The 23,371-nt window shown below is 69.4% G+C and carries 24 protein-coding genes; 12 read left to right on the forward strand and 12 right to left on the reverse strand.

Annotation, left to right across the window (positions count from 1 at the left end):
- Positions 1-18: 18 nt before the first annotated feature.
- The 5 genes from ACFXKA_RS27895 to ACFXKA_RS27915 are packed head-to-tail and all read left to right on the forward strand — an operon-like array spanning position 19 to position 3,100.
- On the forward strand, positions 19-972 hold the full coding sequence (locus ACFXKA_RS27895) for a TIGR04222 domain-containing membrane protein (protein WP_379429541.1): 954 nt from the start codon (positions 19-21) through the stop codon (positions 970-972).
- Positions 969-1,877 carry a DUF692 domain-containing protein gene (locus ACFXKA_RS27900; protein WP_379429542.1) on the forward strand — a complete coding sequence of 303 codons (909 nt, stop codon included), beginning with the start codon at positions 969-971 and terminating at the stop codon, positions 1,875-1,877. Before ACFXKA_RS27895 ends, ACFXKA_RS27900 begins: the two co-directional genes overlap by 4 nt.
- On the forward strand, positions 1,874-2,224 hold the full coding sequence (locus ACFXKA_RS27905; RefSeq protein ID WP_354841108.1) for a hypothetical protein: 351 nt from the start codon (positions 1,874-1,876) through the stop codon (positions 2,222-2,224). Before ACFXKA_RS27900 ends, ACFXKA_RS27905 begins: the two co-directional genes overlap by 4 nt.
- A gap of 7 nt (positions 2,225-2,231) precedes the next feature.
- Positions 2,232-2,654, forward strand: a complete 423-nt coding sequence (locus ACFXKA_RS27910; RefSeq protein WP_379429543.1) for a hypothetical protein — start codon at positions 2,232-2,234, stop codon at positions 2,652-2,654.
- Positions 2,655-2,668: 14 nt separating this feature from the next.
- Positions 2,669-3,100 (forward strand): GNAT family N-acetyltransferase, encoded by a 432-nt coding sequence (locus ACFXKA_RS27915; protein WP_379429544.1) that lies wholly within the window; start codon positions 2,669-2,671, stop codon positions 3,098-3,100.
- Between the two features lie 3 nt (positions 3,101-3,103).
- Here ACFXKA_RS27915 and ACFXKA_RS27920 read toward each other — a convergent pair whose 3' ends face one another.
- Complete coding sequence (locus tag ACFXKA_RS27920) at positions 3,104-3,508, reverse strand: SdpI family protein (protein WP_364609458.1); 405 nt, start codon at positions 3,506-3,508, stop codon at positions 3,104-3,106.
- A 99-nt stretch (positions 3,509-3,607) separates the two neighbouring features.
- Between ACFXKA_RS27920 and leuS the strand changes: the two genes are divergently transcribed.
- Positions 3,608-6,481, forward strand: coding sequence for a leucine--tRNA ligase (gene leuS, locus ACFXKA_RS27925; RefSeq protein WP_379429545.1), 2,874 nt, complete (start codon positions 3,608-3,610; stop codon positions 6,479-6,481).
- Positions 6,482-6,543: 62 nt separating this feature from the next.
- Here leuS and ACFXKA_RS27930 read toward each other — a convergent pair whose 3' ends face one another.
- The 3 genes from ACFXKA_RS27930 to ACFXKA_RS27940 form a co-directional block, all read right to left on the reverse strand.
- Positions 6,544-7,338, reverse strand: a complete 795-nt coding sequence (locus tag ACFXKA_RS27930) for a polysaccharide deacetylase family protein (protein ID WP_379429546.1) — start codon at positions 7,336-7,338, stop codon at positions 6,544-6,546.
- 58 nt (positions 7,339-7,396) lie between these two features.
- Positions 7,397-8,200: a polysaccharide deacetylase family protein gene (locus ACFXKA_RS27935; RefSeq protein WP_379429547.1), complete on the reverse strand. Its 804-nt coding sequence runs from the start codon at positions 8,198-8,200 to the stop codon at positions 7,397-7,399.
- Positions 8,201-8,339: 139 nt separating this feature from the next.
- Complete coding sequence (locus ACFXKA_RS27940) at positions 8,340-9,044, reverse strand: SDR family oxidoreductase (RefSeq protein WP_379429548.1); 705 nt, start codon at positions 9,042-9,044, stop codon at positions 8,340-8,342.
- 154 nt (positions 9,045-9,198) lie between these two features.
- Between ACFXKA_RS27940 and ACFXKA_RS27945 the strand changes: the two genes are divergently transcribed.
- Together ACFXKA_RS27945 and ACFXKA_RS27950 are read left to right on the forward strand one after the other, a co-directional pair.
- Positions 9,199-10,539: a glycogen debranching protein gene (locus tag ACFXKA_RS27945; RefSeq protein WP_354841085.1), complete on the forward strand. Its 1,341-nt coding sequence runs from the start codon at positions 9,199-9,201 to the stop codon at positions 10,537-10,539.
- 94 nt (positions 10,540-10,633) lie between these two features.
- On the forward strand, positions 10,634-11,344 hold the full coding sequence (locus ACFXKA_RS27950) for a glycoside hydrolase family 25 protein (RefSeq protein WP_379429577.1): 711 nt from the start codon (positions 10,634-10,636) through the stop codon (positions 11,342-11,344).
- 40 nt (positions 11,345-11,384) lie between these two features.
- On the opposite strand, the gene ACFXKA_RS27955 is transcribed toward ACFXKA_RS27950, so the two are convergent.
- From ACFXKA_RS27955 to ACFXKA_RS27965, 3 genes are all read right to left on the reverse strand, one after another.
- Positions 11,385-12,110, reverse strand: coding sequence for an amino acid ABC transporter ATP-binding protein (locus tag ACFXKA_RS27955; protein ID WP_379429549.1), 726 nt, complete (start codon positions 12,108-12,110; stop codon positions 11,385-11,387).
- Positions 12,107-13,930 carry an ABC transporter substrate-binding protein/permease gene (locus ACFXKA_RS27960; RefSeq protein WP_379429550.1) on the reverse strand — a complete coding sequence of 608 codons (1,824 nt, stop codon included), beginning with the start codon at positions 13,928-13,930 and terminating at the stop codon, positions 12,107-12,109. Before ACFXKA_RS27960 ends, ACFXKA_RS27955 begins: the two co-directional genes overlap by 4 nt.
- Before the next feature lie 84 nt (positions 13,931-14,014).
- A complete protein-coding gene (locus ACFXKA_RS27965) occupies positions 14,015-14,791 on the reverse strand; it encodes an LLM class F420-dependent oxidoreductase (protein WP_354841073.1) in 777 nt (258 codons plus the stop codon).
- Between the two features lie 118 nt (positions 14,792-14,909).
- Between ACFXKA_RS27965 and ACFXKA_RS27970 the strand changes: the two genes are divergently transcribed.
- A complete protein-coding gene (locus tag ACFXKA_RS27970; protein WP_379429551.1) occupies positions 14,910-15,980 on the forward strand; it encodes an ABC transporter ATP-binding protein in 1,071 nt (356 codons plus the stop codon).
- 47 nt (positions 15,981-16,027) lie between these two features.
- Here ACFXKA_RS27970 and ACFXKA_RS27975 read toward each other — a convergent pair whose 3' ends face one another.
- Complete coding sequence (locus tag ACFXKA_RS27975) at positions 16,028-16,540, reverse strand: winged helix-turn-helix transcriptional regulator (protein ID WP_379429552.1); 513 nt, start codon at positions 16,538-16,540, stop codon at positions 16,028-16,030.
- Between the two features lie 123 nt (positions 16,541-16,663).
- On the opposite strand from ACFXKA_RS27975, the gene ACFXKA_RS27980 reads away from it, so the two are divergent.
- Positions 16,664-17,833, forward strand: a complete 1,170-nt coding sequence (locus ACFXKA_RS27980; protein ID WP_379429553.1) for a thiolase family protein — start codon at positions 16,664-16,666, stop codon at positions 17,831-17,833.
- 15 nt (positions 17,834-17,848) lie between these two features.
- Here ACFXKA_RS27980 and ACFXKA_RS27985 read toward each other — a convergent pair whose 3' ends face one another.
- Together ACFXKA_RS27985 and ACFXKA_RS27990 are read right to left on the reverse strand one after the other, a co-directional pair.
- Complete coding sequence (locus ACFXKA_RS27985; protein ID WP_379429554.1) at positions 17,849-18,184, reverse strand: hypothetical protein; 336 nt, start codon at positions 18,182-18,184, stop codon at positions 17,849-17,851.
- A 39-nt stretch (positions 18,185-18,223) separates the two neighbouring features.
- Positions 18,224-18,745, reverse strand: coding sequence for a hypothetical protein (locus tag ACFXKA_RS27990; RefSeq protein ID WP_379429555.1), 522 nt, complete (start codon positions 18,743-18,745; stop codon positions 18,224-18,226).
- 627 nt (positions 18,746-19,372) lie between these two features.
- Between ACFXKA_RS27990 and ACFXKA_RS27995 the strand changes: the two genes are divergently transcribed.
- Positions 19,373-20,356: an o-succinylbenzoate synthase gene (locus tag ACFXKA_RS27995; RefSeq protein ID WP_379429556.1), complete on the forward strand. Its 984-nt coding sequence runs from the start codon at positions 19,373-19,375 to the stop codon at positions 20,354-20,356.
- Here the strand turns inward: ACFXKA_RS27995 and ACFXKA_RS28000 are convergent, their stop codons facing one another.
- Positions 20,357-20,869: a TIGR04338 family metallohydrolase gene (locus ACFXKA_RS28000; RefSeq protein WP_354841057.1), complete on the reverse strand. Its 513-nt coding sequence runs from the start codon at positions 20,867-20,869 to the stop codon at positions 20,357-20,359. It lies immediately after the preceding gene.
- An 11-nt stretch (positions 20,870-20,880) separates the two neighbouring features.
- Positions 20,881-21,720, reverse strand: coding sequence for a DUF2786 domain-containing protein (locus ACFXKA_RS28005; protein WP_379429557.1), 840 nt, complete (start codon positions 21,718-21,720; stop codon positions 20,881-20,883).
- A 231-nt stretch (positions 21,721-21,951) separates the two neighbouring features.
- Here ACFXKA_RS28005 and ACFXKA_RS28010 point away from each other — a divergent pair, with 231 nt between their 5' ends.
- A complete protein-coding gene (locus ACFXKA_RS28010) occupies positions 21,952-23,256 on the forward strand; it encodes an ABC transporter substrate-binding protein (protein ID WP_379429558.1) in 1,305 nt (434 codons plus the stop codon).
- Positions 23,257-23,371: the final 115 nt, after the last annotated feature.

Raw genomic sequence — 23,371 nt, forward strand, 5'->3', positions numbered from 1 at the left:
TCCCGAGGTGGAATCGCCATGGTCCTTCGGACCGACGCGGCCGCGGCCGCAACCGATACGTGGGGGATATCCGGCCCGGCCTTCCTCCTGTTCTATGTCCTCGCCGGCCTTTCGGCCATCGCATTCGGCTACGCACGACGCGCGGCGGTGATGCGCGCGGTCGACCCGGCCTGGCCGCCGGCCGGGCCGCTGCGCCCCAGCGAAACCGCCATGCTGGTCGACGACCGGCGTCCGGTGCTGGCCGGGCTGGCACAATTGCGCGGCCACCAGATCATCGACTCCACCGGCGCGCCGGTCCGGCCGTTGACCGCCGCCGAGGAACAGCAGCTGGATCCGATCTCCCGCACGCTGCATGCGCACCTGCACAGGTCCGGGCAGGCGCGCATGCCCGGCATGCTCGTGGGAACCGCCGGGGCGTCGATGGCGATGCGCGGCGACCTCACCGAGCGCGGCTATCTGTTCGGCGAGAAGCAGCGAAAAGCCCTGCGGACAGCGCGGTTTCCGCTCTTCGTATTGCTCGTGCTCGGACTGGTCCGGCTGATCGCGGGCGCGGCCACCCATCATGCGGTCGGCTTCCTGGTGTTCGCCATGATCGTGCTGGCGATCGTCACCGTCGTGGTGGGCCGGCCGCCGCGCCTGACACAGCGCGGCCGCGACGCCCTCGCCGCCGCCCAGGCCGGCAACCGGCACCTGCGGCCCGCCAACTCGCCCGCCTATTCCGCCTACGGACCCGACAGTGCCGCACTCGCCGTCGCGCTCTACGGCGGGCTGGTGTTGTGGACCCTCGACCCGGCGCTCGCGGGGGCAGCCAGCGTGGTGGCAGGTGGCGGCGGTGGCGGTAGTGACGGCAGCTCCTGCGGCAGTGACAGCGGAAGCTCCTGCAGCAGTGGCAGTAGCAGTTGCAGCAGCGGCAGTAGTTGCGGCAGCAGTAGCAGTTGCGGCAGCAGCTGCGGAGGAGGCTGCGGCGGATGACCGGTTCACCACTTCCCGGGGGATCGCTGGGAATCGGCTGGCGGCGCGAGATCTGCGGTCTGGTGGCGGCGCTGGAGGGCATCGGATTCTGCGAGGTCATCGCGGAAACGCTGGCGCCCAGGGATTCCGGCGGCCGGGGCGGCGCGTTCCTCCGGCGCGGCCGCGGATCCCGGCCCGGCGTCGACGTGCCCGAGGAACTCGCCGCGCTGGTGACCGGGGGCATTCCCGCGGTGCCGCACGGTATTTCGCTGTCGCTGGGTGGTGCGGAGGCGGTGGACGACCGGCGGGTCGCCCATCTCGCCGAGTGCGCGCGGGCCCTGGGTTCGCCGCTGGTGAGCGAGCATATCGCCTTCGTGCGCGCGGGCGGCCTGGAGGCCGGGCACCTGCTGCCGGTGCCGCGCACCCGTGAGGCGCTGGATGTTCTGGAACGCAATATCTTTCGCGCGAGCCGGCAGTTGGATGTGCCGCTGGCGGTGGAGAACATCGCGGCGTTGTTCGAATGGCCGCACGCCGAGTACACCGAGGCGGAATTCCTGCAGGAGCTCGTCGAGCGCACCGGCGTCCATCTCCTGCTCGATATCGCGAATGTCTATGCCAATGCCCGCAATACGTCACGTGATCCACTCACGGAGCTGTCGCGCCTGCCCGCCGAGCGGGTGGCCTACTGCCATATCGCGGGCGGCCACGAATCCGGCGGCCGCTACATCGACACCCATGTCCATCCCGTCCCCGCCGAGGTGCTGGCCCTGGTCGCCGAATTCACGGCCGGCCGCGCCGTCCCCCTCATGCTGGAACGCGACGGAAACTACCCGCCCGCAGCCGAACTCACCGCCGAACTGAACGCCATCGCCACCGCCTCCGGCCGCCCGCCCATCACCCTGCGCCCGGAGGCGATCCCGGCATGACCATCGAATCGCCCTGGACGACAGGGACACTCGCCGAGCAACAGGCGGCCGTGGTGCGCGCGCTGGTCGCCGGCGCGCAGCCGCCGCCCGGATTCGACACGGACGATCTCGCCGCCACCGCACACGGCCTGCTGCACAAGCGGGCCGAGGAGGTGGCGCGGCGGTTCCCGCGCCTGGCGCAGGCCGCCGGACCCGACTTCCGGTCCCGCTACCTGGACTGGGCGCGCACCCGGCCGAAGACCACCACCAGCGAGGACGCCGCCGCCTTCGCCCGCGACCTCGGACTACCCGATCCGCGGCCGCGACCCGGCAGGCGGCCACGGTGGCCCGGCGGCCGTGGACGATGATGCGTGGGTGGCCTTTCTCACGCGCGATCCACACCACGGCTACCGGCCGAACCCGGCTCCGGCGACCCGGACGGCCAGCCGGATCCTGCTTCGATTCGGGCTGGCGCGCTGGGATTTCGTGCTGCGGCAGACGGTCCTCGCGCCCGGCGGGCAGTCCGGGTGGCACTACCACGACGGGACGCTGTTCGTGCTGGTCACCGGCGGTGCGCTCGATCATCCGAAGGCCGATTGCACCCCGGTCACCATCCGGCCGTGGCGGGTCTTCCGGGAGCCGAGCGGTCCCGGGCACGCGCACCTGGCCCGCAACAGCGGCCCGCGACCGGTGAAACTGACCGTCTTGTACGTGAATCCGAAGGGGAACCTGCTCGCGCGCAGCATCCCGCCGCCCGCGTGCGCCGGCGAACCCTCGGCAAGTGACCCGGATCATTGAGGCAAGCTGGGCCCATGATCGAAGTCGTCACCGTCAGCACCGAGCAGGAACTAGCCGACGCCTACGCGGTGCGCATGAAGGTTTTCGTGGACGAGCAGGGCGTGCCCGCGGACGTCGAGATCGACGAACTCGACGAGACGGCCGACCACTTCCTGGCCCGGCTGGACGGCCGGCCGGCCGGGGCCGGGCGGTTGATCGTGCGGGACGGTGTCGGGGTGCTCGGACGGCTGGCGGTGCTGGCGGACACGCGCGGCACCGGGCTCGGCGTGGCGCTGGTGCGGGCCATCGAGGAGCGGGTGCGCGAACGCGGCCTGGGCGCGGTCGAACTGCATTCGCAGACCCACGCGCAGGGCTTCTACGAGAAGCTCGGGTACGAGGCGTACGGCGAGATCGGCATGGACGCGGGCATCCCGCACATCTGGATGCGCAGGTCGCTGGCGAACTGAGGCCTAGGCGGTCTCGCAGGCGTCCCGCAGCGAGCAGGCGCCGCAGGCGCTGCCGCAGCCGCCGACCTTCTCCTCCGGGAACGCGGTGGCGAGCGCCTTCTCGGCGGCGGCCGCACCGGCACCGAGGGTGAACACCGCGATGACCACGGCCACCACCGCCACGACCAGGGCCGCGATGCCGCCGGCGACCAGCGCGACCGCACCGGCGGCCGCGAGCAGCAGCCCCGCCACCACGGAGGTCGGCGCGGCCACCCGGTTGGCCAGCTTGAAGGATTCCTCGGTCTTCACCGCGGCCTCGGAGTGCACCCCGAAATACCGGTTGCCCGGCAGCGTCCCGGTGAATCCGAGCACGCCCGTGACCACGGCCACAACCGCGAGGACAAAGAGGATCAGCGCCACGACGAACACCCGGTAAACGGTACCCCTACCCTTTTTGGGCTCGGGTGAGGCCACGTTTTACCCTGGTGAGCGACCTTATCGGGGATTGGCTGGACAGAAGGCAGGACCGTGCAGGACACCCGTGCATCCGAAACACCCACCGCGACCGCGGGTGGGGGCGGCGACGTTCCCGCACACCGCTACAACGCCGACCTCGCCGGCCGCATCGAACAGAAGTGGCAGGGCAACTGGCAGCAGCGCGGTACCTTCTACGCGCCCAACCCGGTCGGTCCGCTGCAGGGCGAGACCCCGGCCGACAAGCTGTTCATTCAGGACATGTTCCCGTACCCGTCGGGTGCGGGCCTGCACGTCGGTCACCCGCTGGGCTACATCGCCACCGATGTCTTCGCCCGCTACCACCGCATGCACGGCCGGAATGTGCTGCACGCCCTGGGTTATGACGCCTTCGGCCTGCCCGCCGAGCAGTACGCGGTACAGACCGGCGCGCACCCGCGCGACACCACCATGGCGAATATCGCCACCATGCAGCGGCAGCTGGACCGCCTGGGCCTGGGCCACGACCGCCGCCGCACCTTCGCCACCACCGATCCCGAGTACTACCGGTGGACGCAGTGGATCTTCCTGCGCATCTACAACGCCTGGTACGACACGGGCCTGGGCAAGGCCCGCCCGATCGCCGATCTGATCGCAGAATTCGAGGCCGGCAAGCGGGAAGCCGTCGCGGGCCGCGCCTGGAACGAGCTGTCCCGGTCCGAGCGCAATGCCGCCATCGACTCCCATCGCCTGGTCTACCAGACGGATTCGATGGTCAACTGGTGCCCGGGCCTGGGCACCGTGCTGTCCAACGAGGAGGTCACCGCGGACGGCCGCTCCGAGCGCGGCAACTTCCCGGTGTTCCGTAAGCGCCTGTGGCAGTGGATGATGCGTATCACCGCCTACTCCGATCGCCTGGTCGACGACCTGGACGAGCTGGACTGGCCGGAGAACGTGAAGGCCATGCAGCGCAACTGGATCGGCCGCTCGCGGGGCGCGCAGGTCAAGTTCGAGGCCGGCGCGGATCTGATCGAGGTCTTCACCACCCGCCCCGACACCCTGTTCGGCGCGACCTACGTGGTGCTGGCCCCGGAGCACGAGCTGGTCGACAAGCTGACCGCCGCCACCTGGCCGTCCGGCACCGACGCGCGCTGGACCCTCGGCAACGCCGACACCCCCGCGGAAGCCGTTGCGGCCTACCGGAAGTCGATCGCCGCCAAGTCGGATCTGGAGCGGCAGGAGAACAAGGAGAAGACCGGCGTCTTCCTGGGCACCTACGCCACCAACCCGGTCAACGGCGCGCGCGTGCCGATCTTCATCGCCGACTATGTGCTGAGCGGCTACGGCACCGGCGCGATCATGGCCGTCCCCGGCCACGACCCGCGCGACTGGGACTTCGCCACCGCGTTCGGCCTGCCCATCATCGAGGTCGTCGCGGGCGGCAATGTCGCGGAGGGGGCCCACGCCGGTGACGGTGTCATGGTGAACTCCGGCTACATCGACGGCATGGACATCGAGTCCGCCAAGGCCAAGGTGATCGCCGAACTGGAGGCCAACGGCCACGGCAGGGGCACCGTCCAGTACAAGCTGCGCGACTGGCTGTTCGCGCGTCAGCGCTACTGGGGCGAGCCGTTCCCCATCGTCTACGACGAGGACGGCGCGCCGCACGCGCTGCCGGAATCCATGCTGCCGGTGCGTCTTCCGGAGATGGACGACTTCGCGCCGGTCACCTTCGACGCCGACGACGCCGACTCCGAGCCGTCCCCGCCGCTGGCCAAGGCCACCGACTGGGTGCACGTCGAACTGGACCTGGGCGACGGCGTCAAGAAGTACCGCCGCGACACCAATGTCATGCCCAACTGGGCGGGCAGCTCCTGGTACCAGCTGCGCTACGCGGACCCGACCAATACCGAAATCTTCTGCGCCCCCGAGAACGAGCAGTACTGGCTGGGCCCGCGCACGGCCGAGCACGGCCCGAAGGATCCGGGCGGCGTGGACCTGTACGTCGGCGGCGTGGAGCACGCGGTGCTGCACCTGCTGTACGCGCGCTTCTGGCAGAAGGTGCTCTTCGACCTGGGTGACGTGTCCGGCTCCGAGCCGTACCGCCGCCTGTTCAACCAGGGCTACATCCAGGCCCACGCCTACACCGACGCGCGCGGCGCCTACGTGCCGGCCGCGGAGATCGTGGAGCGGGACGGAAAGTTCTTCTGGACCAATGCCTCCGGCGTGGAGGAGGAGGTCTTCCAGGAGTACGGCAAGATCGGTAAGTCGCTGAAGAACGCCATCTCCCCCGACGAGATGTGCGATCTGTACGGCGCCGACACCTTCCGCTTCTACGAGATGGCGATGGGCCCGCTGGACACCTCGCGGCCCTGGGCCACCAAGGATGTCGTGGGTGCGCACCGCTTCCTGCAGCGGGTATGGCGGCTGGTGGTGGACGAGGAGACCGGCGCGGTGAAGGTCACCGACGGCGAGCCGTCGGCCGAGGCCCTGCGCCTGCTGCACAAGACCATTGCCGGTGTCGACGACGACTACGCCAACCTGCGCGACAACACCGCGGGCGCCAAGCTCATCGAGCTGACCAACTTCCTGACCAAGAACTACGGCGACGGCGCGCCCCGCGCGCTGGTGGAGCCCCTGGTCCTGATGCTGGCCCCGATGTCCCCGCACGTGGCCGAGGAACTGTGGGAACGCCTGGGCCACACCACGGCCCTGGCCCACGGCCCCTTCCCGGTCGCGGATCCCGCACTGCTGGTGGCGGATTCGGTCGAGTACCCGATCCAGGTCAACGGCAAGGTCCGCAGCCGCGTCAGCGTCGCCGCCGACGCCGACCAGGCCGCGGTCCAAGCCGCCGCGCTGGCGGACGAGAAGATCGCGGAACTGCTGGGCGGCAAGGCGCCGCGCAAGATCATCGTGGTGCCCGGCCGCCTGGTGAACATCGTCGCCTGAGGTGACCGGCGTTCGGCCCGGTGCGCGGTGCGCACCGGGCCGAATGCGTGTGCGGCGCAGTCCTACCGGGGCGGGATCAGGACGTCGTCGAGGGTCACCAGCTGCAGGCTGCGTTCCCGGATGATGTCGGTGAGCTGGTCGTAGAGGTGGGTGACCGTCGGCCGGTTGGCGTGACCGATGACGATGGACTGGGCCCGGAACCACTGGCGCGCGGCATCGAGGAGCATGCCGTCGTTGATCACCGGATTGGTGTCGTTCAGGGTGCCATACCACATGGTCGGGACGGTGTAGCCGCAGTCGGCGGCGACGGCGTCGACGCTGCCGTTGTGGCGGCCGAAGGGCGGGCGGTAGTAGGGCGTGCCGTCGGTGCCGTACTGGTTCCAGAGGAAGTCCTTGCACCGCTCGAGCTGGTCGGCGACGGCGCCGCCGGACAGCTTGGTCAGGTCCGGGTGGTCCCAGGTGTGGTTGCCGAGCTGCACCTGACCCGAGTCGACCAGGGGGCGCAGCACATCCCGGTGGTCGAGCCAGCCCGGATAGTAGGCGGTCACGAAGAAGGTCAGCCGAGCCTCGGTGTCCCGGGCGAAATCGATGAAGCCACGGATGGTTTCGGAACTGGCGCCATCATCGATGGTGAGCGCCATATGGTTTCCGGCGCCAGGCAGCGCGGTGATGGTGCCCGGCCCGATGGGTGTCTTGGGCCCGAAATCCGGTGTCACCTGCGGTATCCCGGGCAGCTGGGGAATGATTCCGCTGCCGGATCCGGTGTCGAAGGGGAAGTCGGCGCGCGATTCGCCCGTGCCCAGCAGGGTGGCGGCCGTACCCGCCGCCAGCATCGTCAGCAGCCGTCGTCTGTCCATTGCGACCCTCATTCAATTCACTACGGTTGAAAACTTCCGCTCCCCCAGCGAAAACCGGCTACGTCGGCGAGACCAGCACATCGTTGAGCGTCACCATGGACAGGTTGCGCTCCCGGATGATCTCGGCCAGACGGTCGTAGCAGTGCGTCACGGCGGGATGATTGGCATGTCCGATGACAATGGCCTGTGCGTTGAAATACTTTCGCGCACACTCGATCAGATAGTCCTCGGTAATGACACCGGAGTCGGACAGCGAGCCGTACCACATGGTGGGGACGGTGTATCCGAGATCCGCTGCCACCTTGTCGACCGTAGCATTGTGGCGGCCGTAGGGAGGGCGGAAATACGGCGTCCCGTCCACGCCGAAGGTGTTGCGCAGGAACGTCTTTGCCTGGGTGAGCTGCGTGGCCACCTCGGTGGCGGACAGTTTGGTGAGATCCGGGTGGTCCCAGGTGTGATTGCCCAGCTGGATCTGCCCGGCGTCCACCAGCGGCCGCAGCTCGGCCCGGTGCGTGGTCCAGGAGTCGTAATTCGCGGTGACGAAGAAGGTGAACCGCGCCCCGGTGTCCTTGGCGAATTTGATATACGCGCCGACCACGGCCGGATCGGCGCCGTCGTCGACGGTGAGTGCCAAATCGTTGCCGGTGCCGGGCAATCCGGTAATCGTCCCGGCGGGAATGCGGGATTTCTGTGCGGCCGGCGGCGCGGCGAGCACCTTCGGAGTCGGTGCCGCCGACGGTGTTCCGGCGGGTCCGCTGATGCGTGGCGTCACCTTGTGGGAGGGGCCGGACTCCGCGGAGCAGCCGGTCAGCGCCGCCGCAGTGCCCGCCGCGAGCATCATGAGCAGCTGTCGTCTATCCATCTCTGTCGTTCACTCCGAAGATATATATTTCTCGGCCTCGCCTCCCTCGCAAGGCCTATCCGTTATATCTACGCGCCGTGAACTGGGCACCAATTCTGTGCGAAATGATTGAAATTCAGGACCGAATTTAAGGCTGCTCTCAGTGTGGGATGGGACGCAGCACGATTTCGGTGGGATGCGCGTCACTCGGGGTCTCGACGGCCTGCCGTACGGCGCGGGCAACCGTTTCGGCTCTGAGGAATTCGCCCGGCCGGTACTCGCGGCCCTCCCCCGCGATGATCTCGCGCTGCATGTCGGTGTCGATGCGCCCGGGATGCACCGAGGTCACCCGCAGCGCGGGCTCCTCCAGGCGCAGTACGTCGCCGAAAGCGCGCAGCCCGAACTTGCTGGCCGCGTACACGCCCCAGCCCGGATTGGCCCGCAGCCCGGCCCCCGAATTGATCAGCACCACATGGCCGTTGGCGGCGCGCAGCGCGGGCAGCAACACCCTGGTCAACTCCGCGACCGCGATCAGGTTGGCTTCCAACGTATTCCGCCACTGCGCCACCGAGGAATCGGCTATCGTTCCCAGGTCGGCGATTCCGGCATTGTGCACCAGTACATCCAGCCGTTCGATGCCCGCTACAGCGCGCGCTACCGCGGCGTAGTCGGTGAGATCCACCGGCCATCCGGCGCTGCCGGGCAGTTCACGCAGTATCGGTTCCAGGGCCCGGGGCGTGCGCGCACCCAGCAGCAGCCGATGCGTGGGCGCCAGTTCGCGGGCAATGGCCGCGCCGAGCCCCCGGCTGGCTCCGGTGATCAGCGCGGTCGGCTGGTCGGTGCTGGACTTCGCGGAATTCGCCATGTGATGACCGTAACCGCGTTACCTCGGCCCGCGATGCTCCGGTCGGGCACACCACCGCTAGCTGATCCACGAGAAGGCGAACGAAGTGCAATCTGGCGATCAGGACCCACCCGTCCATCGCGCATACCTGCGGGTGGGGGCGCAGAATAGGGCGATGACACACCCGGGATTCACGCCCACCCAGCTCGCGGCCCGCGCCGCCTACCTGCTGCGCGGCAATGACCTGGGCACCATGACCAGCGCCGCGCCCAAGCTGTATCCGCACATGTGGAGCTGGGACGCGGCCTTCGTGGCGGTGGGCCTGGCCCCGCTCAGCGTGGAGCGCGCCGCGCTCGAACTCGACACCCTGCTCTCGGCGCAGTGGCGCAACGGGATGATCCCGCACATCGTCTTCGCCAATGGCGTGGACGGCTACTTCCCCGGACCCGCGCGCTGGGAATGCCGCCGCCTGGCCGCCGACGCCCCCGACGGCCCGGACACCTCGGGCATCACCCAGCCGCCCGTGCATGCCATTGCGGTGCAACGGATTCTGGATCACTCGCGCCGGCACGGCCGCAGCACCCGCGCGGTCGCCGAGGACTTCCTGAACCGGCGCTGGCCCGATCTCATGCGCTGGCACCGCTGGCTGGCCTATGCCCGTGACCCCAAGCAGCACGGCCGGATCACGCTGTACCACGGCTGGGAATCCGGCATGGACAATTCGCCGCGCTGGGATCGCGCCTACGAGAACGTGATTCCCGGTCCGGACCTGCCGCCCTACGAGCGCGCGGACACCCAGGTGGTGGGCGATCCCACGCAGCGGCCCTCGGACCGCGAGTACGACCGCTACCTGTGGCTGGTCGAGCAGATGCGCCGGGCCGGCTACGACGACTACCAGCTGGCCTCGACCATGAGCTTCGCGGTCGAGGACGTGTTCGTGACCGCCATCTTCGCGCTGGCCTGCGATGTGCTGGCCAATATCGGCGAGGACTACAAGCAGCCGCACGCGGATGTGCGCGAGCTCTACGAGTGGGCCGACTACTTCCGCGCGGGCGTGGTCGCCACCACCGACGCCCGCACCGGCGCGGCGCGCGACTTCGATGTGCGCGCGGACCAGTGGATCGACACCGAGACCCTGGCCCTCTTCGCGCCGCTGCTCAGCGGCGGACTGCCGCGCGATGCCGAACGGCGGCTGCTGCGCCTGTTCGAGGGCCCGCGCTGGTGCGGGCATCCGGATCTGCGCTACGCGCTGCCGCCCTCGACGTCCCCGGTGTCCAGGGACTTCCGCCCACGCGAGTACTGGCGCGGGCCGGTGTGGCCGGTGATCAGCTGGCTGTTCTCCTGGGTCTTCGCCCGCCGCGGCTGGGCGGAACGCTCGTTCATGCTGCGCGCCGAGGGGCTGCGGCAGGCCAGCGACGGCAGTTTCGCGGAGTACTACGAGCCCTTCACCGGCGAGCCGCTGGGCAGCATGCAGCAGTCCTGGACCGCCGCGTCGGTGCTGGACTGGCTGGGCTGATTCGAGTTAACGATTGGCAAACATCACCGCCCTGCCTTCCCGGCCATAGTGGGCGATCGGCCTAGCCTTTCGGGGCATGACCGGACGCAGCCTGATGAAAGCGCTAACAGTCGCAGCTACAAGCATCCTCATGGCAACCCCGGTGGGGGTGGCGGCCGCCGATATCGACGGCCCGGATGTGGCCTCCTGGCAACACCCGGGAGGCGGGGGCATCAACTGGTTCGCGGTGCGCGGAGCCGGATACGAGTTCTCCATGCTCAAGGCCACCGAGGGCCTCAGCTACGTGAACCCGTTCTTCGTGCAGGACAGCCTGGCCATGCGGGTGGCCGGAGTCGCGCGCGGCACCTACCATTTCGCGCGCCCGAACCTGCCGCCGGAACCCCAGGCCGCCTTCTACTCGACGATGGTGCTCGGCCAGAACGGGATGCTCGACCTACCGCCGGTGCTGGACCTCGAGGACTCCGGCGGACTGCCGCCCGCGGCGCTCATCGACTGGACCCACCGCTATCTCGACACGGTCCGGGCCCTGACCGGCCGTATGCCGATCATCTACACTTATCCCCGCTTCTGGCAGACGGCCATGGCCGACACCAATCAGTTCACCAGCTACCCGCTGTGGATCGCCGACTACCGGGGCAATGACAAGCCCGAGGTGCCGGGCGGCTGGCCGACGTGGACGTTCTGGCAGACCACCAGCTCGGGCAATATCCCCGGCATCGGCGGAGCCGTGGACCTCAATGTCTACAGCGGCGCCCAGGGTGATTTCGCCCGCTTCGCGAACATGCCCTTCAGCGGCAGCAGCTAGCCGCGCCCGCAGGCGCGGTGATCCCCGCCCCGGGCGTCGTTCACAGCACCTGCGACAGGAACTGGCGCAGCCGCGGGGTTTCGGCGTTCTCGAAAAGCGCCTCGGGCTTGCCGGTTTCGACCACCTGGCCGTGATCCATGAAAACCACCTGGTCGGAAACCGAACGGGCGAAGCTCATCTCGTGGGTCACCACGATCATGGACATCCCGCCCCCGGCGAGCTCGGACATGAGCGCGAGCACGCCCTTGACCAGTTCGGGATCCAGGGCCGAGGTGGCCTCGTCGAAGAACATGATGTCCGGCTTCATGGCCAGCGCCCGCGCGATGGCCACCCGCTGCTGCTGACCGCCGGACAGGTTGGCCGGGCGCACATCCGCCTTGCCGGCCAGGCCGACCGCCTCCAACTGCTGGAGCGCCAGCGTGCGCGCCTGCTCCTTGGACAGGCCGTGCAGTTTGCGCGGGCCGAGCGCGATATTGTCCGCGACCGTCATGTGCGGGAACAGGTTGAAGTGCTGGAACACCATGCCGATCCGCTGCCGCAGCCGGTCCGGGTTCTCGCCCAGCACCGACTTACCGCCGAGCAGGATGTCGCCGGCATCGGGTTCGTGCAGGCGGTTGAGCACCCGCAGCAGCGTGGATTTGCCGGAGCCGGACGGCCCGATCACCGTGGTGGTCTTGCCGGCATCCACGTGCACGTCCACGCCGCGCAGAATCTCGTTGCGGCCCAGCGTCAATCGCAGGCCGGTGCCGGTGAGGGAGGCACTCATGCTCCACGCCCTTCCGTGATGACGGCCTGTTCGACCGGGTCCGCGGGATCGGGCCCGCCCTGGGGACGGCCCTCGCGCATGCGCTTGTCGATGGAGTTGACCAGGTGGGTGAGCGGCACCGTCAGCAGCAGGTACATCAGGCCCGCCGCCACCAGCGGCGACAGATTCCCGGTCTGCGCGTTGAGATCCCGGCCCACCGCGAACAGTTCGCGCTGGGTGGCCAGCAGGCCCAGGAAGTAGATGAGCGAGGAGTCCTTGATCAGCGCGATGAACTGGTTCATCAGCGCGGGCAGCACCCGGCGCACGCCCTGCGGGATCACCACCAGCGTCATGGCCTGCCGGTAGCCGAAACCGATGGCGCGGGCGGCCTCCAGCTGTCCGGCTTCCACCGACTGGATGCCGGAGCGGAAGATCTCACCGATGTAGGCGGCGGCCAGCAGCGCCAGCGCGATCGCGCCCAGCCAGTAGGGATTGTTGCCGGTGACGTTCTTGACCACCGGTCCCACGCCCAGGCCGATGATCAGGATGATCACCACGGCGGGCAGGCCGCGGAAGATGTCGGTGTAAACCCGTGCGGGCCAGCGCAACCAGCGAGTGCGGGAGATGCCCGCCACCGCGAGCAGCATGCCGAGCACGGTGCCCAGCAGGCCCGAGACCAGCGCCAGGATCAAGGTATTGGGCAGACCGGTCTTGATCAGGTCCGGGAAGGCCTTGCGGTACAGCGACCAGTCGAAGAAGGTGTCCTTCAGCTGCTGCACCGTGGATTTCGGTTGCACCGCGCTGTTGTCGGGCCGGTTGCCCGCGTTCTCGGCCGCGATCTTGGCGAAGTCCGGGAGCTGCGGCGCCGCAACGGCTTTGGAACCCGGCTTCCAGCCCGGCGGCAGCTCCCGCGGCACCCAGTCCTCGTAAAGCTCGGCGTAGGTGCCGTCGGCGATCACCGCGTCCAGCCCGGCATTGAGCGCGTCGGTGAGCGGCTGATTGCCCTTGCGCACCGCCCAGGCGGTGAAGTTGTTGACGCTGAAGGTGTTCTGCACGATCGAGGTCGGGTCACCCGGCTTGATGGCGCCGATGGCCTGCTGCGACGGCGCGACCCAGGCGTCGATCTGGCCGGTCTTCAGATTCGCGTAGGCGGTGTTGTAGTCGGGGAACTTCACCGGGTCCAGGTGCAGTTCGTTGACGGCGTACTCGTCCTGCACGGTGCCCTGCACGACGCCGACCCGATTGCCGCGGTGCAGATCCGCGAAACCCTTGATGGCACTGCCGTTCGGCACCACCAGCGAGAAGTAGCCGAAGTCGTAGCCATTGGTGAAGTCGACCAGCTGCCGCCGCGCGTCGGTGGTGGTGATGCTGGAGGAGCCGATGTCGAAGCGGCCGTTGGCGACCTGCGCCAGCAGGCCGGCGAACTCGGTGCCGGTGAACTCCACCTGCAGGCCGAGCTTCGCGCCGATGGCCTTCAGCAGCTCGTTGTCGAAGCCGGTGAACACGCCCTTGGAGTTGACGCAGATGCTCGGCGGCGCGTCGGAGAGGGTGCCGACACTGAGCTTGCCGGGCGTCAGCAGGCCCAGCTTGCTGATATCGATCTTGGCCGGCGGCTCGGTGGTGGCGGTGGTGAACCGGTCCGCGCCCGCGTTCTGCTGCCCGGAGGCCAGATTGGTCGGTGCGGCGCTGGCCGCGGCCTGGCCGGGCGGCGAACACAGATCGCGATCATCGGCACCGGCACTGCCCGCGAGCGTCGCGATGCCGAGCAGACCGACCAGCACAATTCCCGCCAAGGCCGGCAAGCGCCGGGGACGACCTGCGCGCTGCCGCAAAGAAACCATGGCAGACCACCCTAGTGGGGGTGGTCTGCCAGGCCAGAGTCAGCCTCGGCCCGATTCGGCGCACATCACAGTTCAGGCGCGTCGCTAACGCTGATTGAAGCCGTCCCGCCAGGCCACGGCCTCCTGGATCCGGCTCATGTCGTAGTCCGGCCCGCCCGAGCTCACGGTGAACAGTGTCACGCCCGCGTCCGCGTAGCCCTCCACCTGATCCAGGCCCGGCCAGGCGACGGACTTCTCGATGGCGGTGGGATCGGTGCCGACCTCGGCGCAGTGCTCGCCCAGGATGCCGATCTTGCGCTGCAGCACGTCGATGTCGGAGAAGCTGTGCCAGATATCGCCGTACTGGGCGACCAGCCGCAGCGTCTTCTTCTCGCCGCCGCCACCGATCAGGATGGGGATGTCGCGCACCGGCTGCGGGTTCAGCTTGGCCAGCCGATCGGTGAGGCGGGCCATGGAATCCTTCAGCAGCGCCAGCCGGCTTCCGGCCGTGCCGAATTCGTAGCCGTACTGGTCGTAGTCCTTCTGGAACCAGCCCGCGCCGATACCGAGAATGAGGCGCCCGTTGCTGATGTGGTCCACGGTGCGGGCCATATCGGCCAGCAGATCCGGATTCCGGTAACCGCCGCCGGTGACCAGCGCGCCGAGCTCCACCCGCTCGGTCTGCTCGGCGATGGCGCCCAGCATGGTCCAGCACTCGAAGTGCGCGCCCTCCGGGTCCCCGTACAGCGGATAGAAGTGGTCCCAGTTGAAGACGATGTCGACGCCGATGTCCTCACACCGCCGCACCGCGTCCCGGATCAATCCGTAGGTGGGCGCGTGCTGCGGCTGCAACTGAACTCCGATACGAATCGGTCGGCTCATGAGGTGCTCCTCCGTCGGTGATCACTGCGCCCCATTCTGCCCCTCCGCTACGCTCTGGGCCGACCCTCTACTACGGATCGTCCGGCACGTTCCTGCCGGTGAAGGGAAGTGTGAAACCGTGGCAACGGTGACTTTCGACCAGGCCACCCGGCTCTACCCGGGCTCGGCCAACCCCGCCGTCGACGCCCTGAACCTGGAGATCGCCGACGGCGAATTCCTGGTTCTCGTCGGCCCTTCCGGCTGCGGCAAATCCACCTCGCTGCGCATGCTCGCTGGGCTCGAGGAGGTGAGCGACGGCCGAATCCTGATCGGGGACAAGGACGTCACGCACGCCGAGCCCAAGGAACGCGATATCGCCATGGTGTTCCAGAACTACGCGCTCTACCCGCACATGAGCGTCGCGGAGAACATGGGCTTCGCGCTGAAGATGGCCAAGGTCGCCAAGGCGGAGCGGCAGCAGCGCGTGCTCGAGGCCGCCAAGCTGCTCGACCTGGAGCCCTACCTGGACCGCAAGCCCAAGGCTCTGTCCGGCGGTCAGCGCCAGCGCGTGGCCATGGGCCGCGCCATCGTGCGCCAGCCGCAGGTTTTCCTCATGGACGAGCCGCTGTCCAACCTGGACGCCAAGCTGCGCGTGCAGACCCGCACCCAGATCGCCCAGCTGCAGCGCCGGCTCGGCACCACCACCGTCTACGTCACCCACGACCAGGTCGAGGCCATGACCATGGGCGACCGGGTGGCGGTGCTCAAGGACGGGCTGCTGCAGCAGTGCGCCTCCCCGCGCGACCTGTACCGCGACCCCGCCAACCTGTTCGTCGCGGGCTTCATGGGCTCGCCCGCCATGAACCTGTTCACGCTGCCGGTCGGCAATGGCTCGGTCACGCTGGGCGGCTGCCCGCTGCCGCTGCCGCGTTCGGTGGCGGCGGCCACCGGCGAGCGGGTGGTGGTCGGCATCCGGCCCGAGCACCTCGACTCGGTCGGCGACGGGGCCGGGATCGCCATGGAGGTGGATGTGGTCGAGGAGCTGGGCTCCGACGCCTACATCTACGGCCGCACCCTCGGTGATGGGGAAACCATTGTGGCGCGCGCGGATTGGCGCAACCCGCCCGCGAAGGGCACCAGGCTCACGCTGGTCGCCGACTCGGACCACACGTACTTCTTCCATCCCGAGGACGGCTGCCGCCTGCACTGACCTTCGGCCGGTTCCAAGGGGGTTCCGGGGCCAAGCCCCGGGCCCCCTTATTTGCGGGCGCGAGGGCTCCGCGCCTGCTTGCGCCGCCATTCGTCGTTCACCCGGATGCGCAGATTCTCCAGGGAGACTTCGTTTCCCGACGCGCTGCGCAGTTCCGCGCGCACGGGTTCGCCCGTGGCATCCTCGAGCCGCTCCAGTGGCGCGGCGCCGTCCTGCAGGTACTTGTCACCCCACTGCCACAGCGCCACCACCGCGGGCAGCAGGTCCAGACCCATCGGGGTGAGCACGTATTCGTTGCGGGTGCGCTTGCCCTCTTCCTGATAGGGCCGCTTCTCCAGCAGTCCCGCATCGACCAGTTTGCGCAGCGCGCTGGAAGCCGCCGCGTCGGTGATGCCGATCCGCGCCGCGAAGCCGTCGAACCGCGTCGTGCCGTAGTACGACTCGCGCAGGATGAGGATCGCCGAGCGCGTCCCGACGATGTCCATCGCCTTCGCGATCGAACAGGCCTCGGGCTTCCACGAACCCAGATCGCTGAGTTTTCCCTCCAGTACTGCCGACATGACACACATCATACAACGCTGACTTGCCTCCACTATGGTCAGCTCCTACTCTGACTTTAGAGCGATCAAGTCAGACGCCGTTGTCGGACTCGAATCCGGGGCGGCGCGCCTGGAAGGAACGTCATGAGAGACGCAGTCATCGTCGAAGCGGTCCGCACCCCCATCGGCAAGGGCAAGGCCACCGGCGCCCTGCACGGTGTGCACCCCGCCGATCTGCTCGCCCACAGCCTGCGGGAGGTGGTGCGGCGCACCGAGATCGATCCGGCACTGATCGACGATGTGATCGGCGGCGTGGTCACCCAGGTCGGCGAGCAGGGCTCCAACCTCACCCGCCGCGCGGCCCTGGCCGCCGGCTATCCCGAATCGGTCCCGGCCACCACCGTGGACCGGCAGTGCGGCAGCAGCCAGCAGGCCATCCACTTCGCCGCCCAGGGCGTCATCGCGGGGGCCTACGACATCGTGGTGGCCGCGGGCGTGGAGTCCATGAGCCGGGTTCCCATGGGCGCCAACCTGATCGGGGCCGAGGACATCGCGGGCGCCGGCTTCGCCGAACGCTACCCGGAGGGCCTGGTACCGCAGGGCATCAGCGCCGAACTCATCGCCGCCAAGTGGGGCCTGAGCCGCACCCAGCTCGACGAGTTCGCCCTCGCCAGCCACGAGAAGGCCGCCGCCGCAACCAAGAACGGCTCCTTCGAGGCCCAGATCGCCCCCTACGCCGGGCTCTCGCACGACGAGGGCATCCGCGTCGGCAGCACGCTGGAGGCGCTGGCCGGGCTGCGACCCGCCTTCTACAGCGAGGAGATGGCGGCCCGCTTCCCGCAGATCGGCTGGAACATCACCGCCGCCAACGCCAGCCAGATCAACGACGGCAGCGCCGCCACCCTCATCATGACCAGTGAACGCGCCGCCCAGCTCGGACTGCGCCCGCTGGCCCGGCTGCACAGCTTCTCCGTGGCCGGCGACGACCCGCTGCTCATGCTCACCGCGGTCATTCCCGCGACCCGGAAGGTCCTGCAGCGCTCCGGACTCGAACTCTCCGACATCGACCTGTTCGAGGTGAACGAGGCCTTCTCCTCGGTGGTCCTGGCCTGGGCGCAGGAGACCGGGGCCGACCTGTCGAAGGTCAATGTGAACGGCGGCGCCATCGCCCTGGGCCACCCCCTGGGCGCCTCCGGCGCGCGGCTGGCCACCACCCTCGTGCACGCCATGCACGAGCGTGGCGCCCGCTACGGCCTGCAAACCATGTGTGAGGCAGGCGGTCTCGCCAACGCCACCATCTACGAGCGCCTCTGACCCGCTCCGGGCGGCCTAGCAGGAGACCGCCACGACCGCCGCCAGCAGGCCGAGCACCCACGACTCGGCCAGCAGCGGAAAGGCCACCAGGGCCGTGGACCAGGCGCGCTGCCGCAGCCGGACGGCGCGCAGGGTCCACAGCGGCACCAGCAGCAGGGTCGGGCCGATGCCCAGCCAGGCCACGGCGAAAGCCAAGGGGAGAAAACGGGTGTCATCGCCCGAGCCCGCGAGCGCGCGGTACTCGGGCACGAAACCCGCCAGCACCCAGGCCGAACCACACGCCGCGATGTAGATCAGCAGGGTGACAACGCAATCCGCGGCCGTGATCGGCGGCCGCCGCCACCCGGCCACCCTTCCAGGATGCCGGGTGCTGCGCGGCAGCGGTGGACATCAGCTGACGGCGGTGGCGACCAGGATGTGCCCCGCACCGCCCGCGACGAGAATCACGGGCAGCGCGATCGCGGTCCAGATCCAGCCCCGGCGGCCCGTCATGGCCGCCACCGAGGCCAGCACCAGCGCGCCGACCAGGGCCAGGAACATGCCGCCACCACCGATCAGCAGGCCCCACAGCGCCGATGCGGGTGGGCGGATCACCACGCACTGCACCGAGAAGTCCTTCTTCGCGGTGCAGCGATTGTGGATCAGGTCGAAGAGCTTCGCGAACAGGTCGTAGGCCCAGCCGAAGGCCATGGCGACCCCGGCCAGATACAGCACTGCCGAGATCAGAATGTCCTTGCGGCGCAGCGGCTCACGATCCGGTGCGGCACTCGGCAGCGCCGCCGCGGCCGCCTCCGCCGGGGGCAGCGTGGCAGGCATGGTCCGATCGGCCTCACCGGGCGCCTGCGCGGAACCGCCGCCGACCACGTACTGCGGATCCGAAGCCCACGGCTGCGGCAGCACCTCGGTACCCATGGGCGGCGGGACCACTCCGCCGGGCGGCGAGTAGTTCCCGTTCGGCGGGCGAGCGGAATGCTGCTGCGGCCCAAGGGAGCTCACGGGTGCCTGGCCCGGATAGCCGGAACCGGCGGGCGATCGCGGTGCGCCACCCGGCGCCGAGTGCGGGCGCGGATCCTGCGGCGAACCGACCGGTCCGCCCGGCCGCGGTGGAGCACCGGCATTCCCGGGAGCCTGGGGCGGCACCGGCGGCGGGCCCTGCCGCCCGCCCTTGGGCACGGTCGGTCCGGCCGGGTCCATCGCGCCGGGCCGCGGCGCACCGGCGGGCGGCTGCGGTGGCGCGGGCGGTGGGGGCGGACCCTGGCGGCTCCCGCCGGGCAGGGTCGGTCTCGCCGCATCGATAGGTTCCCCGGGCCGCGAGCCCGGCGCGGGTGGCTGCGGACGTCCGGGTCGCTGCGGCGATCCCGGACCCGCTGGATGATCGTCGCGGCCCGGACGGCGGGGCTCGTTGGGCGGGTTCATGTTTGCGGTCTCCCCCAAGGCGCAGGTCTATGGAGCCGGGATCGGCTTCATTCGGCATTGTCGCCGGGCCCGGGCCGCGCCGCCACCTCTTACCGGACCGAGGTGGTGAGTAGGGTGCGGTGGATGAGCGACAGCGGCGATGCGGTGGATTTCGAGTCGGCGGTGGTCTACGCGATTCCCATGCGAACCCGGTTCCGCGGGATCACCCTTCGCGAGGGCCTGCTGATTCCCGGTCCCGCCGGCTGGGGTGAATTCTGCGCCTTCCCCGAGTACGACGACCGCGAGGCGGTGGCCTGGCTGGCCACCGCGGTCGAGCAGGCCGTGGCCGGATGGCCGGAACCGGTGCGGGATCGGATTCCGGTGAACTGCATCGTGCCCGCGGTCGGCCCGGAGCGGGCGCGGGAGATCGTCATCGGATCCGGCTGCCGCACCGCCAAGGTGAAGGTCGCCGACCATCCGGATTCCCTGGCCGAGGATCTGGAGCGGGTGGCGGCGGTCCGCGAGGCGCTCGGTCCGGACGGCGCGGTGCGCGTCGACGCCAATGCGGTCTGGGATGTGGACACCGCGGTCGACCGGATCCGGCTGATCGACCGCGCCGCAGGCGGTTTGGAGTACGTCGAGCAACCCTGCCGGACCGTCGAGGAGCTGGCGGCCGTCCGCAAACGGGTGGACGTGCGCATCGCCGCCGACGAATCCATCCGCCGCGCCGAGGATCCGCTGCGGGTGGCGGTGGCGGGTGCGGCCGACGTCGCGGTGCTGAAATGCACTCCGCTGGGCGGGGTCCGGCGCGCGCTGGAGGTCGCCGCGGCCGCCGGACTCCCCTGCCTGGTGTCCTCCGCCCTGGAAACCAGTGTGGGCCTGGCCGCCCAGGTCGCCCTCGCCGGCGCCCTCCCCCACCTGGACTTCGCCTGCGGCCTCGACACCCTGTCGCTGCTCACCGGCGATGTGGTGACCGAGCCGCTGCGTCCGGTGGATGGCTACCTGCCCGTCCCGCGCACCGCGCCGGCACCCGATCCGGACCTGCTCGAGCGCTACCGGCACCCCGACCCGGAACGGACCGACTGGTGGCGGCAGCGCCTGGACCGGGTCCGGAAACTTCTGCCCTGATCAGGCAATTCGCACGCCGCACGAATACATGGTGGTGCGCAGCAACAGCGCGGCCTCCGGCCCGATGACACCATCCGTCAACTCCAGGTAGCGGCCGCAGAATTCGGGCCCGTGCGGCGCCACCTCGGTGCGCTCCGGCTCGAGGTGGTGGGCGAGTTCGTGCAGGATCACCAATTCGCGCAGGGCCCAGGCGGTTCCATGGGCGTGCAGCGGCACCGCGAGCACCGACCCGGCCGTCTCGTAGTGCGCCGCCTGCGCTCCCGCGCGCGCTCGCACCGTGACCGGCCGCGCCGCCCCGTCCCACCGGGCGCGCACCCAGTTCAGCGCGAGTACCCGATCCACGTACGCCTGTACCGATTCCACCGACGCGAACCGCCGCTCGATCGGCAGCGTGAGATGGGACCCGTGCACTTCGACGGTCCGCGCGCCGAATTCGTCGGCGCGATCGAACATTCCGCGCACCAGCCCCTCGGCGTCGTACACCCGGGACCGCTGCGCATCGCGGACGGCCATGCGCGCGTTCGCTATTCGCCCGCGCCGCGGGGCAGCTGCCCCCGCACGCCGCCCAGCTCCGGCGAATCACCCAGCCGCGCGGCCTTACCCGCCCGGTCACCGGCCCGCCGCGCGGCCGCCGAGTACCCGGCCGAGGCCTGCGGGCCGCGCCAGGTACCGCGCGCCTCGGAGGTCCGGGTGTAGAAGTCGGTGAGCGCGAGCTCCTTGTCGCGCAGGGCGAGCGCCGTTCCGGTGGGCACGGATTCGGCGGCGTCGGCCCGTACCGCCTCGGTCTCCACATCCGCCTTGACCTCCGCCAGGCGGCGGCCGATGCGGGCGGCGAAGGCCATCTGGAAGTTCAGGCGCGCGGTCACCGCGGCCACCGGCACCTCCACCGGCCGGTGGAAGGTGCGGCCGTAGCGGCGCTCGATCACCACCTTCTCGGTGGTGGCCGAACGGTAGGCGCCCGACTTGATGTACTGGTCGGAGGCACGCACCATCTGGATCAGCAGGCTGGTGTAGAGCGCCTCGCAGGTGTCGATATCGGTGTCGAATCCGTAGGCGTACACCGTCGTCGACGATCGGGCCACATCGCAGCGCACGTCATTGGCCGCGGCGATGGCCACGAACAACTGCACATAGGTTCGCAGCCCGCGCTTTCCGGCCTCGCCGATCGGAATCACCCGCTGCGCCGGCGTGGGCCGCCGCTCCCGATTCGCGATATGTGCCCGCGCCACCGCCAGATCCACCGACGAGGTGGTCGCGAGCCGCTGCGCGGCGGCCAGGAAGGCCTCGGCCTCGTGCTCGTTGTCGGTCGATTCGGCCTGCCGCAGCAGCCCCCCGATCCGGGTGAGCATCTTGTCTGTATCCAATTGCCCTCCGCTTCGCTCCGGGCGGGTTCGCGGCCCCGAGGTCTCGATTCTTCCCTCCTCCGCTCCTCCGCTTCGCTCCCCCGCTCCGTCGGTCCAGAATCGAGACGGCCGCGAACCTCTGGGATGATCAACAAGGTAGCCCCGGCGGACGATAGCGTCACCATGTATCTTGCCTTGTGCACCCCCGGCTGAGTGTGCCACTGGTCACTCATCAACCCTGGAGTATCCGCGATGGCTTTGAAGAAGGTGTCGTCCCTACGATCGACGCTGGTTCCGCGTGCCGTGCTGGCCGTGACCTCGGCGGCATTGCTGACGGCGACATTCGCCAGCGGCTGCTCCAGCAGCAACAGCGGCAGCAACTCCACCGCCGAAAACCTCACCGGCCGTGGGCCGATCACCTATGTCGAGGGCAAGGACACCACCGAGACCGGCGCCGTCAAGCAGCTCATCGAGCGCTGGAACGCCGCGCACCCGGACGAGAAGGTGACCTTCAAGGAGCAGTCCAACGACGCCTCCCAGCAGTACGACGACCTGGTGCAGCACCTGCGCGCCAAGGAATCCGACTACGACGTGGTGGCACTCGACGTGCCGTGGACCGCGGAGTTCGCCGCCAAGGGCTGGATCCAGCCGCTGAAGGACTCCTTCGCCATCGACACGTCCACGCTGCTGTCGCCGCCGGTCGCGTCGGCCACCTACAACGGCACCCTGTACGCGGCCCCGCGCAACACCAACGGCGGCCTGCTGTTCTACCGCAAGGACCTGGTGCCCGAGCCGCCCAAGACCTGGACCGAGCTGCTGGCCGACTGCCCGAAGGCCAAGGACGCCGGAATCGGTTGCTACGCAGGACAGTTCGCGCAGTACGAGGGTCTGACCGTGAACACCGCCGAGGTCATCAACGCCTTCGGCGGCAGCTTCGTCGGCTCCGACGGCAAGACCCCGACCATCAACAGCCCGCAGGCCAAGCAGGGCCTGCAGACCCTGGTCGACGCCTACAAGAACGGCGACATGCCGAAGGAAGTCATCACCTTCAAGGAGCCGGAGTCGCAGAACGCCTTCGTCACCGGCAAGGTCATGTTCATGCGCGGCTGGCCGTCCTCCTTCGGTGAGGCGGGCTCCGACGCGTCCGCGGTCAAGGACAAGTTCGCGGTCGCCCCGCTGCCCGGCAAGGACGGCATCGGCGCGTCCACCCTCGGTGGCTACAACGCCGCCATCAGCGCCTTCTCCAAGAACAAGGCCACCGCGCTGGACTTCCTGCGCTTCCTGATCAGCGAGGACGCCCAGCACATCGTGGCCGCCGGCGCGCTGCCGCCGGTGCGGGCCTCCGTGTACGACGACCCGGCCCTGATCGCCAAGATGCCGTACCTGTCCGCGCTGAAGGACTCCATCGCCTCCGCGGTGCCGCGGCCGGTGACCCCCTTCTACCCGGCGGTGTCGAAGGCCATCCAGGACAACGCCTATGCTGCGATCACCGGAACGGAATCTGTCGACGCCGCGATCGATGCCATGCAGAAGGGCATCGAAACCGCCGGATCCTGAGCCGCGCTCACACCCGATGCGCCCACCACGATCCATCGCGTAGCCCCGTAGGAGAGAAGAAAAGGTGTCACGTCCTTCGGGAGCGACCGATGTCGCGCCGCCACCCGACCTGACG

The organism is Nocardia sp. NPDC059228 (assembly GCF_042754245.1).
Taxonomy (GTDB): domain Bacteria; phylum Actinomycetota; class Actinomycetes; order Mycobacteriales; family Mycobacteriaceae; genus Nocardia.

Coding starts and splice junctions, on each gene's coding strand:
- ACFXKA_RS27940 (WP_379429548.1), bottom strand. CDS start 9,044: ATGGCGAATTCCGCGAAGTCCAGCACCGACCAGCCGACCGCGCTGATC.
- ACFXKA_RS27965 (WP_354841073.1), bottom strand. CDS start 14,791: ATGAGCCGACCGATTCGTATCGGAGTTCAGTTGCAGCCGCAGCACGCG.
- ACFXKA_RS27930 (WP_379429546.1), bottom strand. CDS start 7,338: ATGGACAGACGACGGCTGCTGACGATGCTGGCGGCGGGTACGGCCGCC.
- ACFXKA_RS27935 (WP_379429547.1), bottom strand. CDS start 8,200: ATGGATAGACGACAGCTGCTCATGATGCTCGCGGCGGGCACTGCGGCG.
- ACFXKA_RS27960 (WP_379429550.1), bottom strand. CDS start 13,930: ATGGTTTCTTTGCGGCAGCGCGCAGGTCGTCCCCGGCGCTTGCCGGCC.
- ACFXKA_RS27995 (WP_379429556.1), top strand. CDS start 19,373: ATGAGCGACAGCGGCGATGCGGTGGATTTCGAGTCGGCGGTGGTCTAC.
- ACFXKA_RS27975 (WP_379429552.1), bottom strand. CDS start 16,540: ATGTCGGCAGTACTGGAGGGAAAACTCAGCGATCTGGGTTCGTGGAAG.
- ACFXKA_RS27945 (WP_354841085.1), top strand. CDS start 9,199: ATGACACACCCGGGATTCACGCCCACCCAGCTCGCGGCCCGCGCCGCC.
- ACFXKA_RS27915 (WP_379429544.1), top strand. CDS start 2,669: ATGATCGAAGTCGTCACCGTCAGCACCGAGCAGGAACTAGCCGACGCC.
- ACFXKA_RS27990 (WP_379429555.1), bottom strand. CDS start 18,745: ATGGGTACCGAGGTGCTGCCGCAGCCGTGGGCTTCGGATCCGCAGTAC.
- ACFXKA_RS27900 (WP_379429542.1), top strand. CDS start 969: ATGACCGGTTCACCACTTCCCGGGGGATCGCTGGGAATCGGCTGGCGG.
- ACFXKA_RS27980 (WP_379429553.1), top strand. CDS start 16,664: ATGAGAGACGCAGTCATCGTCGAAGCGGTCCGCACCCCCATCGGCAAG.
- ACFXKA_RS27905 (WP_354841108.1), top strand. CDS start 1,874: ATGACCATCGAATCGCCCTGGACGACAGGGACACTCGCCGAGCAACAG.
- ACFXKA_RS27895 (WP_379429541.1), top strand. CDS start 19: ATGGTCCTTCGGACCGACGCGGCCGCGGCCGCAACCGATACGTGGGGG.
- ACFXKA_RS27955 (WP_379429549.1), bottom strand. CDS start 12,110: ATGAGTGCCTCCCTCACCGGCACCGGCCTGCGATTGACGCTGGGCCGC.
- ACFXKA_RS27950 (WP_379429577.1), top strand. CDS start 10,634: ATGAAAGCGCTAACAGTCGCAGCTACAAGCATCCTCATGGCAACCCCG.
- ACFXKA_RS28000 (WP_354841057.1), bottom strand. CDS start 20,869: ATGGCCGTCCGCGATGCGCAGCGGTCCCGGGTGTACGACGCCGAGGGG.
- ACFXKA_RS28010 (WP_379429558.1), top strand. CDS start 21,952: ATGGCTTTGAAGAAGGTGTCGTCCCTACGATCGACGCTGGTTCCGCGT.